Source organism: Mucilaginibacter sp. P4_D1 (genome assembly GCF_056401935.1).
Genome location: NZ_JBFUIJ010000012.1, coordinates 133,088 through 148,084, shown reverse-complemented (window position 1 = coordinate 148,084; position 14,997 = coordinate 133,088). Strand labels below are relative to the sequence as shown.

Annotated in this window: 14 protein-coding genes; 2 read left to right on the top strand and 12 right to left on the bottom strand. The window is 44.8% G+C overall.

The genetic code is table 11. The features are described from left to right. Positions 1 to 19 precede the first annotated feature (19 nt). On the top strand, positions 20 to 580 hold the full coding sequence (locus tag AC1DV1_RS13465; RefSeq protein WP_477359951.1) for a GIY-YIG nuclease family protein: 561 nt from the start codon (positions 20 to 22) through the stop codon (positions 578 to 580). A gap of 533 nt (positions 581 to 1,113) precedes the next feature. Here the strand turns inward: AC1DV1_RS13465 and AC1DV1_RS13460 are convergent. Then, positions 1,114 to 1,665 (bottom strand): hypothetical protein, encoded by a 552-nt coding sequence (locus AC1DV1_RS13460; RefSeq protein ID WP_477359949.1) that lies wholly within the window; start codon positions 1,663 to 1,665, stop codon positions 1,114 to 1,116. A gap of 757 nt (positions 1,666 to 2,422) precedes the next feature. Between AC1DV1_RS13460 and AC1DV1_RS13455 the strand changes: the two genes are divergently transcribed. After that, on the top strand, positions 2,423 to 2,590 hold the full coding sequence (locus tag AC1DV1_RS13455; protein ID WP_477359947.1) for a hypothetical protein: 168 nt from the start codon (positions 2,423 to 2,425) through the stop codon (positions 2,588 to 2,590). Positions 2,591 to 2,812: 222 nt separating this feature from the next. On the opposite strand, the gene AC1DV1_RS13450 is transcribed toward AC1DV1_RS13455, so the two are convergent. The 11 genes from AC1DV1_RS13450 to AC1DV1_RS13400 form a co-directional block, all read right to left on the bottom strand. Continuing rightward, the gene (locus AC1DV1_RS13450; protein ID WP_477359945.1) at positions 2,813 to 3,307 is read right to left on the bottom strand and encodes an ORF6N domain-containing protein; all 495 of its coding nucleotides are present in this window, start codon (positions 3,305 to 3,307) and stop codon (positions 2,813 to 2,815) included. Between the two features lie 246 nt (positions 3,308 to 3,553). Continuing rightward, positions 3,554 to 3,943, bottom strand: coding sequence for a hypothetical protein (locus AC1DV1_RS13445; RefSeq protein WP_477359943.1), 390 nt, complete (start codon positions 3,941 to 3,943; stop codon positions 3,554 to 3,556). Between the two features lie 7 nt (positions 3,944 to 3,950). Further along, entirely contained in the window at positions 3,951 to 4,118 is a 168-nt protein-coding gene (locus AC1DV1_RS13440; RefSeq protein WP_477359993.1) for a type II toxin-antitoxin system HicA family toxin, read from the bottom strand. Positions 4,119 to 4,625: 507 nt separating this feature from the next. Beyond that, positions 4,626 to 5,807: an NRAMP family divalent metal transporter gene (locus AC1DV1_RS13435; RefSeq protein ID WP_477359941.1), complete on the bottom strand. Its 1,182-nt coding sequence runs from the start codon at positions 5,805 to 5,807 to the stop codon at positions 4,626 to 4,628. After that, on the bottom strand, positions 5,808 to 6,569 hold the full coding sequence (locus tag AC1DV1_RS13430; RefSeq protein ID WP_477359939.1) for a LamB/YcsF family protein: 762 nt from the start codon (positions 6,567 to 6,569) through the stop codon (positions 5,808 to 5,810). Between the two features lie 9 nt (positions 6,570 to 6,578). Then, positions 6,579 to 7,595: a 5-oxoprolinase subunit C family protein gene (locus tag AC1DV1_RS13425; protein ID WP_477359937.1), complete on the bottom strand. Its 1,017-nt coding sequence runs from the start codon at positions 7,593 to 7,595 to the stop codon at positions 6,579 to 6,581. Between the two features lie 5 nt (positions 7,596 to 7,600). Next, positions 7,601 to 8,317, bottom strand: coding sequence for a 5-oxoprolinase subunit PxpB (gene pxpB / locus AC1DV1_RS13420; RefSeq protein ID WP_477359935.1), 717 nt, complete (start codon positions 8,315 to 8,317; stop codon positions 7,601 to 7,603). 348 nt (positions 8,318 to 8,665) lie between these two features. Beyond that, entirely contained in the window at positions 8,666 to 10,381 is a 1,716-nt protein-coding gene (locus tag AC1DV1_RS13415) for a tetratricopeptide repeat protein (protein WP_477359933.1), read from the bottom strand. 137 nt (positions 10,382 to 10,518) lie between these two features. Further along, complete coding sequence (locus AC1DV1_RS13410) at positions 10,519 to 11,109, bottom strand: RNA polymerase sigma-70 factor (protein WP_477359931.1); 591 nt, start codon at positions 11,107 to 11,109, stop codon at positions 10,519 to 10,521. 179 nt (positions 11,110 to 11,288) lie between these two features. After that, on the bottom strand, positions 11,289 to 13,826 hold the full coding sequence (locus AC1DV1_RS13405; RefSeq protein WP_477359929.1) for a phosphocholine-specific phospholipase C: 2,538 nt from the start codon (positions 13,824 to 13,826) through the stop codon (positions 11,289 to 11,291). A 43-nt stretch (positions 13,827 to 13,869) separates the two neighbouring features. Then, complete coding sequence (locus AC1DV1_RS13400; protein WP_477359927.1) at positions 13,870 to 14,994, bottom strand: TIGR03364 family FAD-dependent oxidoreductase; 1,125 nt, start codon at positions 14,992 to 14,994, stop codon at positions 13,870 to 13,872. Between the last annotated feature and the right edge of the window lie 3 nt (positions 14,995 to 14,997).

The window sequence follows — 14,997 nt, the reverse complement described above, 5'->3', positions numbered from 1 at the left end:
ATTTTAATACTTCTTTTATATGACCGATAGCATTTTAGCACAAATAGATCAACGTATCAGCTTAGAGTTGGAAAGGCTTGCCCTGCTTGCAGAAACTTTGGTCTTTACGGAGGTTGCTTTATTTAAATTAAACGAATTGATGGGTGCGGTACCTGAAGAGAAACACCATTACCCAGGCATTTACTTGTTTGAAATCAGAGCAGACTTTTCGGCGAAAAACTGCGACGAGTGGTTGGATGAATTTACCGCTATCTGGTTAAACGCACAAGAACCGTTAGCATGGGTTCCGGGTATTAAACAGGTAAGGATCAAGGCGCATAAAAAGGATGGGGCATTGTCCGAATGGGTTCCGTTGTATATCGGCAAGAGCAGAAACGTAGGCAAGCGTATTTCAGAACATATTCTAAAGGAGCGGGAGAAAACCACGTTCGCAATGAAATTAAAAATCCGAAAGGTTCTTCACGGCCAAAGCTTCCGCGTCAAAGCATTAAGGCTCGATATCGATAATTATGATGTTATAGCGCCGCATCTCGAAAGCTTTTTCAGGGAGAAATGGCATCCTATCGTTGGTAAACAATAATATTAGAAATGTACACCGAATTAAATATTTAATTGTTATTACCGGATAGTTTTTAACCGCCCTCGCTGCCGCAAGCGTCCCCCGCTGTTCGAAGTCTCCAGACTTCGAACCATTATGCCTGTAGTCTCCGACTACAGGATTATTGCCGCCTTTGCCAATATATTTATTAGTCCATTTGAGCAATTGCCATCCATCACCTTATCATTCAATAGTCGCAGACTATTGGTATAGTCATCCGAAGTCGGAGAATCGGATAGCGGAGTTTATTTTGTGGTGCCAATGCCGGGGATAGTTAACCCCCGCTGTTCGAAGTCTCCTGACTTCGAACCACTATGCCTGTAGTCTCCGACTACAGGATTATTACCGCCGATAGTTTTAATGTATTCATTTAGCAATTGCTGATCCATAACCCTTATCATTCGATAGTCGGAGACTATCGGCATAATCGTCCGAAGTCAGAGACTTCGGACAGCGGATACGCCGGGGTTATACCAATTGCCTGTTCGAATGTCGGGCAGCGGAGTTTTTGAATACTAACCGGCTTTTTCGAATACAGTCTTCCAGGAACGCCCGCTGTCGAATATGGTTGATTTTGCATTGGCCTGAACAGAAATCGACTTGCCATCATTGCTCAACTTCCAAATCTCTGTTACGTTAACAAATACTTGTTTTTGATCAATCATCAGGTGTACAACTGAGTTAACAGTCATAGTTTGTCCATCGGCCGACAACTTTACGGTAACCTTTTTTCCTCTTCCCCGGCCATGATTAATTTCGCTTGCTTTACCGTCGAAGGCCAGTTTCTCCTGGCTTGTAACAGGCGCTGCGCCAGAAGAGGGGTTTGGCACCTCTATGGTCATAAAATCTGCCTGTGCTGTTATTTTCATTGTTTTAGATAGCATACGATCACCCTCATCATATGTGCAAACAATATTTCCGCCCATACTTATCGACTCTTTGGATTTCCATTCGCCAGAAAAATCAGCGCGGTGAGTGCCATTTTTTTGTTGAGCCTGTACGGGAAAATAAATTACGCCAACCAGCATAATAGCCAGGCTGTACAAAACATTTCTTTTACTTTTCATATCTTGTTAAAATTGATTTAGCAAACCTACTTTGATACTTTTCGGCGCGACGAATTTGGATTGTAAATAAAAAAGTAAACTTTGTAAATAATGGTAAATAGTAGGTTAGTTACCCATTGACGGGTAGCCTTTAGCCCAAAATCTTAAGTTCTAAGCCAAAAAAACATTGTTGACTTACGACTTAGTACCGTTGACTTAACACCCCCGCTGTTCGATTCTCTGGACTTCGAACAATTACGCCTGCTTCTCTGACTACAGGATTATTAGAGGCTGTTTAAATTTGGTTTACCAATGTTTTTATGCTTCCAATGAAGGGACGATGATCCATATCGCGTGACGGCGAAGACTCACCCGGCGAGGCTGCGCCCGCCACCCTCTCTTCGGCTTCGCCGGAAAGGGGGGCTTGGAAGGCTCTATTTTTAAATAACTGATTATAAAACAATTACGTACAAAACCCTCTTTCCACCGCAGGTGAAGAGAGGGTGGCCCAGCGCAGCGTCGGCCGGGTGAGTCGTAGCCTGCGTTCAAGCGAATGTGTTGTAAATTCTACATACATGATGCGCGGCCGTGAAGCAATAACGCCCCCGCCGAGCCAAACGTCCCCCGGCTTGTGGCCCGCGTGCCGAGTATACGCCCTGTTTCAAACTGCAAAGTACCCATCGTAGTAAGTTAGCAGGTCATCAAAAAAAGTAAACGCCTTAGTAAAGGCTGGAAATAAAGCATTAAATTTGATTATAGAATAAGGAAAGGAACTATTATGCCTTCGGTAAAAAAAACAACAGTTACAGAAAGAGGATACGGTAAGCCCATTGTCAGCGATGATGTTAGGAGCCATGCCAATGATCCGTTTGTTTTGGATCAAGTTGCAAAAGCCAAAGAATTTTTACGCAAGCACCCCCTGCCAGATCATTTAAGAAAGAAATAAGCATCAATAAAAATGATAAAGAAACGAGGTTGGCTCAGAAAGGATCAACCTCGTTTTTGTGTTGCGCGAGTTTCACCTTATCATTCGATAGTCGGAGACTATCGGCATAATCATCCGAAGTCGGAGAATCGGACGGCGGATATACCTTTTACTTTTGCCCGGCGTTGGGCTAAATCGTTATAGTGGTGAATAATAAATGCCCCCCCACTTCGCTTTTAACAATTACAGATCATCCGATTTATACCCTATTCTTTTGCGTGGTTTTGGTTCTTCTTTTTTCTCTAACAGCTCGTCCAGGTATCGGAATACAACTTCCATATTCTTGTCGTGGTTATCAAGTTTGGTTTTTATCTTTTCTATTTCGAGGCGCAACTCGGTATTATCCATAAACATTTGGCGGACGCGTGTAAATATGCGCATCACTTGTATATTCACTTGAATAGCTTGTTTGCTGTTTAATACGCCGGAAAGCATTAACACACCATGCTCTGTAAAAACATATGGCAGTTTTCTTCTGCCTCCCCGTTTTGATGTCGCAATTTGCGACATCAAACTTTCAAATTCTTTGTCGCTTAACCTAAACATAAAGTCTTCGGGAAATCTATCAATATTCCTGGCGACCTGCTCATTCAATCGTCTTGTTTCAACACCATACAATTCCGCTAAATCACTATCAAGCATAACTTTTTGATCCCTGATATAAAAGATCTTGTTCATTATAATTTCGTCAGGTATGATTAATTTCTCCGGCATAATAGAGCTGATTTTTACGTTTTATAATTATTAATTGTAGTTATTACTTGAAGTCGCAAATTGCGACATCAAATCGTCGATTGATTTAGTCATTAGCAAATTTTGGCTAAGCAAGGCCGTGTTCCCCCGCTGTTCGAAGAGACTGCGGACAGCGGGCGGTGTACCAAATATCAGTTGTTTAAAGCTTGACAGCAAATCACAACCAATAGGTCACGAAAATTCTATGGCCGATAATTCCCTACCGAGGCTCTTAACACCATTTAATATTCTTTGCGTTTGCAAAGGCGAAGGCTTTTTTACACCAGTGATATACTGCGTTAATAACGACCGGTTTATTTTTAACCGGCTGGCCAATTGCGTGGTGTTGATGACTTTATAATACTCAAAAAAACTTGCCAGATCGATAACTAAATTGATGTGGCTTTCGTCGACCGCTTTTTTCTTTTTATAATCGAGTGTAAGGTTTAATGCATCTAATATATTAGTCTTCAATTCCGTCAGCGTATCCCCGTCGGTGTATATCATGCTGCCGTCTGTCATTTCATGAAGAGCACTGTACCCATCACTCGTTTTCTCTACTTTAAAATCAAATTTTTTCATTTTTAATCTATTTAAGTCCGGCTTGCTTTAAAATACTGTTTGCGGTGCCGGTTTTCCTTTCTTTACTACCATGATAAGGAAATGTGATGGTGTAAATAAAATCGGTATGGGCAAGTATTTTATGGCTGCCGGTTTGCCTAACTTCGTACCAGCCGCTTTTTTTAGTTTTGCTAATAGTTCGCTCGACTTCAATAGTTCAGGTTTGTTTTGCTTAAACAAAAGTAACAAAAACGATACTTTTTTGCAAGTGAAAAGTATCGTTTTTGTTACCCCTGCTGTTCGATTTCTCCGACGTCGAACCACAACGCCTGTTTCTCTGACTACAGGATTATTACCGCTTTTCCCCGATGGGTTTTTATGTATTTGCCGATCATTCGATAGTCACAGACTATCGAATGATCCTGAGAATCGGGCAACAGGGTACCAAAGGGACTTGTATCGGTCAACAACAGGCACCAATATTTGGAAGCGCCCAAATTGCGCCATCAGTTTAGTGTTAACCATGATAAAATACAATATATTGATTATCAAATATTTATAAATTTTTTATCTGAAATATGTTAAGTTATGTTAACCCAATAAGACGCGTTTGCCCCGATCATTCAATAGTCGGAGACTACTGGCATAATCATCCGAAGTCGGAGAATCTGACAGCGGAGAAATCTAACTCACCACTCACCACTCACCACCCCAACATCTGCCCTATCGCCCCAATGCTCATCCAGGTCATGGTGCCAACTACCAGCACGCCTAAAATGGTAAGCCATAAAGGCTGTTTGTATGTTGCGATGATTTTTGACCGGTAAGCCGCAACCAGCATTACGCCCAGGGCAACGGGCAATATAAAACCGTTGATGGCTCCTACTACCAATAGTATTTTCACCGGCTTGCCTATCGCCCAAAATATACAGCAGGAGATCACAATGAAGCTGATAATAATCTCGCGGTTCCATTTCAATATCAGCGGACTAAAACTCCTGATAAACGAAACCGAAGTATAGGCCGAGCCCACTACCGAAGAGATCCCGGCCGCCCARATGATAACCCCAAACAGCTTATAACCAACCTGCCCCGCAGCGAGTTGAAATATAGAGGCCGCCGGATTAGCCGGGTCGAGCTTGCCGCCGGCAGTTATAACACCCAAAGCAGCTATAAACAACAATAACCGCATCAGCGATGCCAACCCAATGGCGCTTAAGGCCCCCCGGTTAACCACCGGCAAATTTTGCTGACCGGTGATTTTTGCATCAAGCAAGCGGTGTGCCCCTGCAAAGGTAATGTAGCCGCCAACAGTGCCGCCAACAATAGTTAGTACCGCGGTAAAGCTAAACTGCGTGGGATTTACCGCCCTTATGGCCGCCTGGGCCAGTGGCGGGTTGCTGATGTAAGCAACATATAAGGCCAGCGCTATTTTGAGGCATCCCATGCATTTGGCAAACAAATCCATCGCCTTACCCGATTCTTTATATATAAATATGCCGATGGCTACAATGGCGCTCATAACCGCCCCCTGCCCAACGCTTACGTCAAACAGCACATTGAGGCCAAGTCCGGCCCCCGCAATATTGCCTATATTGAATGCCATACCACCCAAAAACACCAGCAACGAAATAAAATACCCCAGGCCGGGTAAAAGCTGGTTGGCGATATCCTGTGCAGGTTTACCGGCAACAGTAATAATGCGCCAGATGTTTAATTGGGCAATAGCATCCAGTACCACCGAAAGCAATATCACAAAACCAAAGCTGGCGCCCAGCTGAGCGGTAAACACAGCTGTTTGCGTTAAAAATCCAGGCCCGATAGCTGATGATGCCATCAGGAAGGCGGCGCCCACTAACACACTCCAATTGCGCTGCTTTTTCATTTATTGCGCCGGTGCTTTAATGCTTATGCTTTCGGCTTTCAGTTTCTCGTTTATCTTTTTGGCAAATTCAACGGCATGCGCGCCATCGCCGTGCAGGCATAGTGTTTCGGCTTTAAGGCTGATGATTTTATTATTAGCCGATATCACTTGTTGCTGCTTTACCATCATCAGCACCTGGCTGATAGATTGCTGCTCGTCGGTTATCAGCGCGTTGCTCTGGGTACGCGGGGTAAGCGAGCCGTCGTCCTGGTAAGTACGGTCGGCAAATACTTCGGATGCGGTAGTCAAGCCCAGTTTTTTTGCCCAGGTAATCATTTCGCTATTGGCCAGCCCGTATAATATCAATGAGGAATCAAAATCGTGCACGGCCTCGGCAATAGCCTTAGCCAAATTAACATCCTTAGCCGCCATATTGTACAATGCCCCGTGCGCCTTTACGTGACGAAGCTTGCCGTAAGCCGCTTTAACAAAGCCCGATAGGGCGCCAACCTGGTACAGGGTCATCTGGTAGGCCTCATTTGCCGATATCTTCATCTCGCGCCTGCCAAAGCCCTGCAAATCGGGCAAGCCGGGGTGCGCGCCAATGGCCACGCCTTTTTTTACCGCCATGCCAACGGTATGCTGCATTACTTCGGGGTCGCCCGCGTGAAATCCGCAGGCTATGTTGGCCGATGTGATGTAGTCCATCAGGGTATCATCATTAGGCATGGGGTAGTTGCCAAATGCCTCGCCCATATCGCAGTTCAGGTCTATGCTTTGCATCGTATTATTTTATAAAAATTTGCATTGCACAGCAACCGTTAGCTGTCGCAATTGTTGTTCACGTTCAATATACAGCATTTCTGCTTCACGCCGGCTTATCTCTTTAAAAAAAATGGAGTCGCGTGGTTTAAACTGGGCGCATAATGGCATATCCACCGCCGCTACCTGTGCTATGCGTGGGTAGCCCCCGGTTGTCTGGCAATCGGCCATTAAAAGTACCATGCTGCCGCCCCCGGTAACCTGTATGGTGCCCGGCATTACGGCGGTACTCAATAATTCGTCCTTTTTGATACGCTCTAAAACCGCCCCTTCCAAATGATACCCCATGCGGTTACTTTGCCGGCCGACGATGTACGGTGCCGACAAAAATCCGGCGACACTCGGGCCGTCAAACCACCCAAATTCGTTTCCCGGTACCACCCTTATCGTTTTACGATCGGCCGGTAAAAGCCGCTGCCGGGCTATGCTCCAGCCAGGATAAAAAAATGTATCATTTGTAGCATTTTTTTGTAGTTTTTGTTTGAAATTTTGCAGTATTTTTTGCGCATTAGTGGTTAATTTGTCATCATTTTTGAGCGTATCACCACGTTTCAAGCCCCCTCCTTCCAATCCGCCAAAACCGGCGGTCAGACAGGTGCTTTTGCTTCCTAAAATTTCCGGCACATCCCATCCGCCCGCCACGGCCAGGTAGATGCGGCTGCCCGATGGGTTGTTTGTCAGTTTTATGATTGTCCCCGATGGGATAAAAAGAGGGCGCTCTGGCGGTAATACTTGTTCGCCCGATTGAAATATCGCGCCATCTCCAACATAAGCAATCAGCAGGTCGGTTTCGGCAATAAATTCTGCATCAGCATAGGTAAATTCAATTACCGCGGCATTATCGCCGTTTCCCACAGCCTTGTTGGCAATACGTGCCGACAACAGGTCCAGAGCGCCTGATACAGGTACCGCCTGCGAGAGATATTGGTGACGCCCCATATCCTGTATGGTGCTCATTAAGCCGGGTTTTAATACTTTGATCTGCATAATAATCACCTGGCTGCTAAACTGTTAAACTCTTTTTCATCGATAGGCTTAAAGATAACCGTATCCCCAGGCTTTAATAATGATGGCTGACTGCGGTCCAGGTCAAACAATTTCAAAGGTGTTTGACCGATGATTTGCCAGCCGCCAGGGGTGTCCAGTGGGTATACCCCCGTTTGCTGCCCGGCTATGCCAACCGCCCCGGCTGGCACCAACGGCCGGGGTGTTGCCCGTCGCGGTGTTGTCAATTGTTCATCCATTCCACCTAAATAAGCAAAACCTGGTACAAAACCTATCATATAAACTTTATAGGAGGCGGCACTGTGCAGCTTAATTACATCGTTGATAGTTAAGCTGTTAAAAGTGGCTACCTCGGCTAAATCAGAGCCAAACGTGCCACCGTAACATACTTCGATAGTCACTATATCCCCTTCGGCTGGCCTAGTCGTTGACATTTGAAGGTTTAAATCATTCAGGTAGGCCGATACTTTTTCAAAGCAGCCGGTCCCCGGTAAATCAGATTTGATAACCAAAACAGGGTCGTAAAAAACAGTTAAAGTAGCATAAGCCGGCACCGTTGTGTTAAAACCGGGAAATGGTTTTTGATACAGCAATCGGTTTAAGCCATTAACCCTGTTTAACAAATTTTCGGCAATTTGTTGCCCAAACTCAACGGTAACGGCTACTTCACTTAAGTAATAAATTTTAAAGGCTCCGTTGGGCATGGTGTATTTAATTATAAAACAACTGAGCTTTATTTGGATAAATTTCGGTAATACCGCTTACAGTTGCAATTATACGCCGCAATTCCCTGAATTTTATAAACGACGGTACAAGGCCATCTTAATTTCGCAGTGACTGCAGCAGTCTAAACAAATTGAACACAGAAAGAGAATTTCACCTTTCGGATTTGGAATTACGATAGAAATTTTGCAATTTGCTGGTCTTACTTGGGGCGGACATCCTGTCGGCCTCTTTGTGATAAGGTTTAGGTTTAAAGTCCCGGCGGCGAGCGCTTAGGGACTTTTATTTTCCCCTTAAAAACCAGTTTAAACGGAGTTATTGGCGGCAGTTTAATTCATAAAAACCGAACCCGTTGGCACAACATCCGCATGCGAAAACGACCTGAGGAAACCAGCTTTATATTCGGCCAGGTTTTGCTTATGATTTTGCGCTTTAATACTTTGGTACAACCCCAATAACGACCAGCCATTGCCAGGATTGCGCACCAGGTCGGCCCGGTAAACTTCTTCGGCCCTTATATTATCATCGTTTTTTAAAAGATATGCACCCAAAAATTGCCGGGCAGGAATAGGCCATTGGGCGGGCTCGGAGTAAATMATGTGATCTTCCACCACTATAGCTTTATTAAGGCTGGCTATACCACTTTCGTATTTATTCTGTGTTAATAAAATCGCACCTTCCAATATATTTTCGGCTATAGAGGCACCTTCAAATGGTGTATTAAAGGGGATGTCTCTTATTTTTAAAGCCGGGGCGTTAATATTATCGCGTATCAACTGGAGCTGCCTGTTTGCCGAATCGGGCTTGCCTGTGTAAATAAAAGCCAACCCCTTTGCAAAGCTATGGAGTATTTGCGCGTAGGTCCAACCCGCAGCCGGTGGGTTATTATTATTCAATATCTCGTTCCATTTACCCAGGCGTACCATTGTAAGTACCGGCATCATGTACAAATATTGGGTATAACTATCTGCTGCGGTCGGTTTAATGCTGTTACGGCAACGCTGGGCAACTTCCATGGCCTTTTCATACATCCCCCCGCTAAAGGCGCAATACGTCTCGACGGCGTAAACATGCGGAACAGACTTCGCCAAGGGCATATTTTTCACCATCGAGGCATACAACACCGAACTTTTAGCCGACTTTTCGTTGACATCAACTCCTTGAAAATATAATCCATTGCGTTGATAAACGTGGCTGGCCATATGCACCATATGCGCTACCGCCGGAAAAATCCGCTTTAAAGCCTCGGCATTGGCAATCGCCACTTCGGGATTATGGGATGCTTCTGTGAGGTGAATATAATAATGCAAAGCGGCCGGGTTATTAGGTTTTACTTTTAATACGCCTTTGCATAAATCCACCAGTTCGGGCGTCCATTCTTTTGCCAGTCCATCAGGGGTCCAAAAATCCCAGGGGTGTATCAGCATCATCGCATCTATGTACAGCATTTTCATATCCACATCTGTGGGATATGCAGATACCAGTTTCCGCATGCCTTGCGCATAAACGTTTTCATCATGCGTTGTTTGATTTTTCACCAATGGATATCTTAAATTCATGACTTTGATAAGCGCTTTTTCTTTCTCAGACGCGTTACCGGCGGTTGTATTTAACTGCTTTAAAACGTCAGTCAGGCCCTGCGGCACTTTATAAAGATGAACCGCATTATAGTAAGGCCCCATAGTTAAAGCCTGCCCCCAATAAGTCATCGGCGAAGCCGGATCAAACCGGGCAGCTTCTTTAAATGATGCCAGCGCCTCTTTCATATGGTAGCTATAATACATAGTTAAGCCCTGGTTAAAGTAAAACTGGGCGCTATCATTATGGGTTGATATGGCGTAGCTATAATCGCCCCATCCAGGCAGTTTTATTATATATTTTCCGTCGGCTGCAGTATCAATGTTATCCGCAGCAAATGATCCACAGGTAACCGGGTAGCTCTTTTTTATAATTTTTTTGCCGGGTGAATTATGCAGCTTGAACGCAAGCAAGCAGATCCCTGTTAAAATAGCAGGGAACACAAAAAAAAGCGATACCTTTTTCATTGTAGTTTTTTTAACAGACGTGAATTATAAACAGGTAACCGGTAAAGTTTGTAACTGGAGACCGATAACAAGCCGGGCTGCTATCGGTACTAACAAATTTAAATAATAGTTTTTAAATACGGTCGGATGAATAATCCCTATTGCATCATATACACCATTAACAGGGCAATAACTGATGGCAGGTAATCTGTTAAGCCTGTGCGCAGAAAGCGTAGGGCTATGGTTATTTGGTTTTCGACAGTTTTTATGGAGATATTTAGTCGCGAGGCTATCTCTTTATTGGAGAGGTATTCTTTACGGCTTAGCGTAAAAATCTGGCGGCATTTTTCGGGTAGCAGGGCCACATTGTTTTCCAGCAGCTGGCTGATGTCGCTCTGTAATAATTTGCTGTCTGCTGTATATTTTTCTATCAGTTCTTCCACAACTTCCAAATCAAGCGTGGCCTTTTTGGTACGGATGTAGTAGATAACCCGGTGACGGATAGCCACCTTTAGGTATGATTCCAGCGAGGTAATGTTAAGCTGATGACGCTTTGTCCATAGGGCAATAAACAACTCCTGAACCAGATCCTCGCAAACATCGCGGTCTCGAAAAAGGTTGTAGGCGGCGTGGAATAGCTTGGCCGAATATCTTTTGTACAGCAATTCAAATGCCTCACGGTCATCCAGCCTTAGTAAATCTAACAATTTACCATCGGGCCACATTTGATATTCCTCGCCTGGAAGCATAAATGGACTGTAAAACGGTTTCTGAATTGGATAGGCATAATTACAAGATTATTTTTAAATAAAAAATTCTTTTTTGTTTCAGGCAAACTCACTGTAGCCAAAATTAAGTTACCCGCTAACAAAAAACCCGGCAACTTAACAAAGTTACCGGGCTAAAAATAAACGTACAAATGAAATCTTTAAACCATTTTACCCATCAATGGGTCGCTAAAGCTATGTTTACCGGTTTCTACCCGGCCGGCATATCTTTTTTCGAAAGCGTGCGACCCGGTTACTTTTACGCTGAAATCATACCATCCGTGGCTTTTGGACAGATCAAGCACTAACACATTTTGACCTTTTTTATTTACTACAACTTTATGGTTATTGGTTTTATAGCCTTGATCAGATACCTCTACATTGTAAGCCACATCGTGGCTTAAATTGGCTATTTTCAATGTGATGTTGGCTTGCTGATAATCGCAGGCCACATCCAGCAGCGGATCGGCCGCGTTGCCTTTGTATTCGCGATAGAAACCATTTGGTCCGTACACACGCAGATGGTACTCGCCATTTTCAAATTCGTGTAAAGGCCAAATATCTGCAAGGTTATCGCCAGCGGTTAGCGCGTATGCCCAGGTACGCAAAGGCTCCATTTTTTGCGGATCTTTAAAACTGGCATATTTGCCGGGCGCATACACATTGAACGGCGAACCCAAAGCTTTATCGCCAAACAACTGTTTGCTCGCATTAAATTTTATCCCGAATGATTTTTTGTCGGCACTCAATTTTCCATCAGCATATAACTGGTATGGCAGGGCCGATGATGGTTTAATACCTTTTTCCTGCTGCGGCATGTAAGGCGACGCCTGCGGAGTTTTGTTAATCAGCGCTATCTCTTCGGCAGTCAGCAACTTATAATCATTTGGCAGTTTTTTAAATTGCGCTTTATGGATACCTTCTAAAAACACCTCCCTGGCTACAAATTCAGGATTTGGAATGGTTTCGCCATTGTACGGACGGAACGTGGTTGAAAGATCGCCACAAACCGTGCGGCGCCAGTTGCTTATGTTGGGTTCAACAACCTTTTTACCGGTTTTATGACTCAGGAATTTTTCTAAAAACTGCAGGGTTGATGTATGGTCAAAAACCTCCGAATTTACCCAGCCTCCCCTGCTCCAGGGTGATGCGATAACTAATGGCACACGGAAGCCAAGGCCGATAGGGCTTTCGCGATCAAAAACTTCGGGAAAGTTTTTTCTTGCTTTTTCCTGTTCGTAGGTTACAAACTCAACGCTGGTATCAATCCCTTCCGATACCTTTCCTGTTCCTGCTTTATGCGGATGCGGGGCCGTAAACGGCGGTACGTGGTCAAAATAGCCATCATTTTCATCGTAAGCCAAAACAAAAATGGTCTTTTTCCAAACCTCGGGGTTTTGTGTTAATATATCCATCACTTCGGATACATACCAGGCACCATACCAGGCCGAGCTGGGATGATCAGAAAAATGTTCGGGTGCCGATAACCACGAAACAGTGGGCAAATGGCCGCCTTTTACATCTTCCCTAAACTGGTGTAATACATCGCCCTTAGGCACCAGTACCTCGCGCTCGGTTCCATTATCATTATATTTTAACGGGCTTAGTGTACGGTAATGCTCATCGTTGGTATTGGTTACAAAACCTTTCTGGTGAAGGTTTTTTTCGCGTTGCGATAATGTGGCAAACTTACCCGGATTAAGGCTGGCCATGTCCTTCTTAACACTCTCCAGGTCCCGGCGCTTTTGTTTAAGTTGTTTCTTAAGGTGATCGATATGTGCATCGCCCACTGGTAGCGCAGCAATTTGCTTTTCAATCGCATCTATCTCCCCTGGTAAATCTGTCGATTGCTTTTGCAGATGGGTGATGTGCCTTTCATACAATTTAATATTGTACTGCCCAAAAAATTCCAGCGGGTTATCCTGGAAGTTAGATAACCAGGGATCTTCCTCGCCAACCAAACCAGTATCTATGGCAATCTCGTTTTGGTAATGTTTCCAGGAGATGTCACGATCTTCCAAACGCTCAGGGAACGTGCCCCAGTTCAGCGTGCCATAATCCATATCATCATTCCAAACGTGCGCCAGGGAATTTTCATGCTGCTGGGCGCGGATGGTGCCCGTAAAAAAGAAAAGCCTGTTGGGATTGGTACCCGTTAAGGCCGAACAAAAATTCTGGTCGCAAACGGTAAAAGCATCTGCAAGGGCATAGTAAAAAGGAATATCCTCACGATTGTGGAAACCCATGGTTAATGGCATGTCCGAATATTCTTTGATACTGTTGCGTTTAACATTCAGCCATTGATCAAACTTACCATCGTTGCGGGCATTTACCTGGTTGGCCCAGGAATGCGGCAACGAACTCATCCACGTGGCTTTTGTATTTTTAATATCAAGGTGAAACGGCGCATAAGTTTCGCCTTTATGGTTTGATTGTAGCCAAACCTTATTGTTATTGGGCAAATCAATAGCTCTTGGATCATTGTAGCCACGTACACCTTTAAGCGTACCGTAAGTATGATCGAACGAGCGGTTTTCCTGCATCAGGATCACGATGTGTTCGGCATCAAGATATGTACTGCCCGGCGCAGGGTTAATGGCCATAGCCTTTTGAATAGATTCGGGCAAAATGCTTGTTAATCCGGCTGCCCCTGTTAGCAAAGCCGCTTTTTTAAGAAAATCCCGTCTTGAATCGAGCATGATTATTAGGTTGTAAGTTATACGTGAAAGCTTTTTAAGAAAACTATGATTTGGCTGCTATGACCTGCTCGCATAGCCCTAATGAAAGGGTCATCCCGTTGCCGCCAAGGCCATTAATGATGGTTACGCCCGGCTCCACATCAACAATAAGTTCGGTTGCACCATTGGTCATTTTTGGTAGTATTCCGTGCCATGATTGCAGCAATTGCCAGTCCTTAAAATTAGCAAAGGTATGTAAGTAGCCTGTTATCATTTCATTAATAAACGCCTTATCAAATGGATCATGTACCAGGCCGTATTCGTGCGAATCGCCGATGGTTAGTTCGCCACTGCCGTTTTGGGAAGCCATTACATGGATGCCCCATTTCAGATGTGTAGCATATTGTTCCTGGTAACGCGCGCGCAAAGCTGGCAACGAAGCAGCAACCTGGAAACCTGGATAATGGATCATAGATAGCCCACCACAAAGCGATGGCCCAATGCGCCAGCCATCAGGCTGGCTCACCAGCCGCATCATTTGCAGCTTGCATTTGGTAATAGCTGTTTGAGCAAATAATTCGGGGTAAAGCGTTTCAAAATCGGCACCACTGCAAACGTAAATTTCGTCGGCCTCCCAGGTACTTTTTCCCGAATATACTCTTGGATGCTCAATACGGCTGATAGCGGTATTCCAATGGAATTCAACGCCATATTTATCGGCCAGGTATGCCGCCACCTGCCCAACAGCCTCGCGCGATTCGATGATCATTTCTTCGCCGCTCCATAACGCGCCTTTTAAACCATTGGTATTAATGGCCGGCGATTTTACAAATGCCTCGCCAGGGCTAATCAATGCGCAATCACGATGGGCCTGGTTGGCTTCTACGTATTCCCGTATCACCTGTAGCTCATCATCATGGTAAGCCAGGTGCAGGGAGCCAACTTCATCATGCCATATTTTGGCCTCGGTGCAAATAGTTTTCCAGATGCTGCGCGATAGCATGGCCCGCTCATACATGGGGCCGGTAGCCTGCCCTATGGGCCATATCATCCCAAAATTGCGGATAGATGCGCCAACCGCGCGCTCATTACGTTCAAATACAGTTACTTTATACCCACGCAAAGCCAGTGCCCGCGATGTAGCCAGGCCAACTATGCCCGCGCCTATTACTATTGCATTTTTGTTCATTGG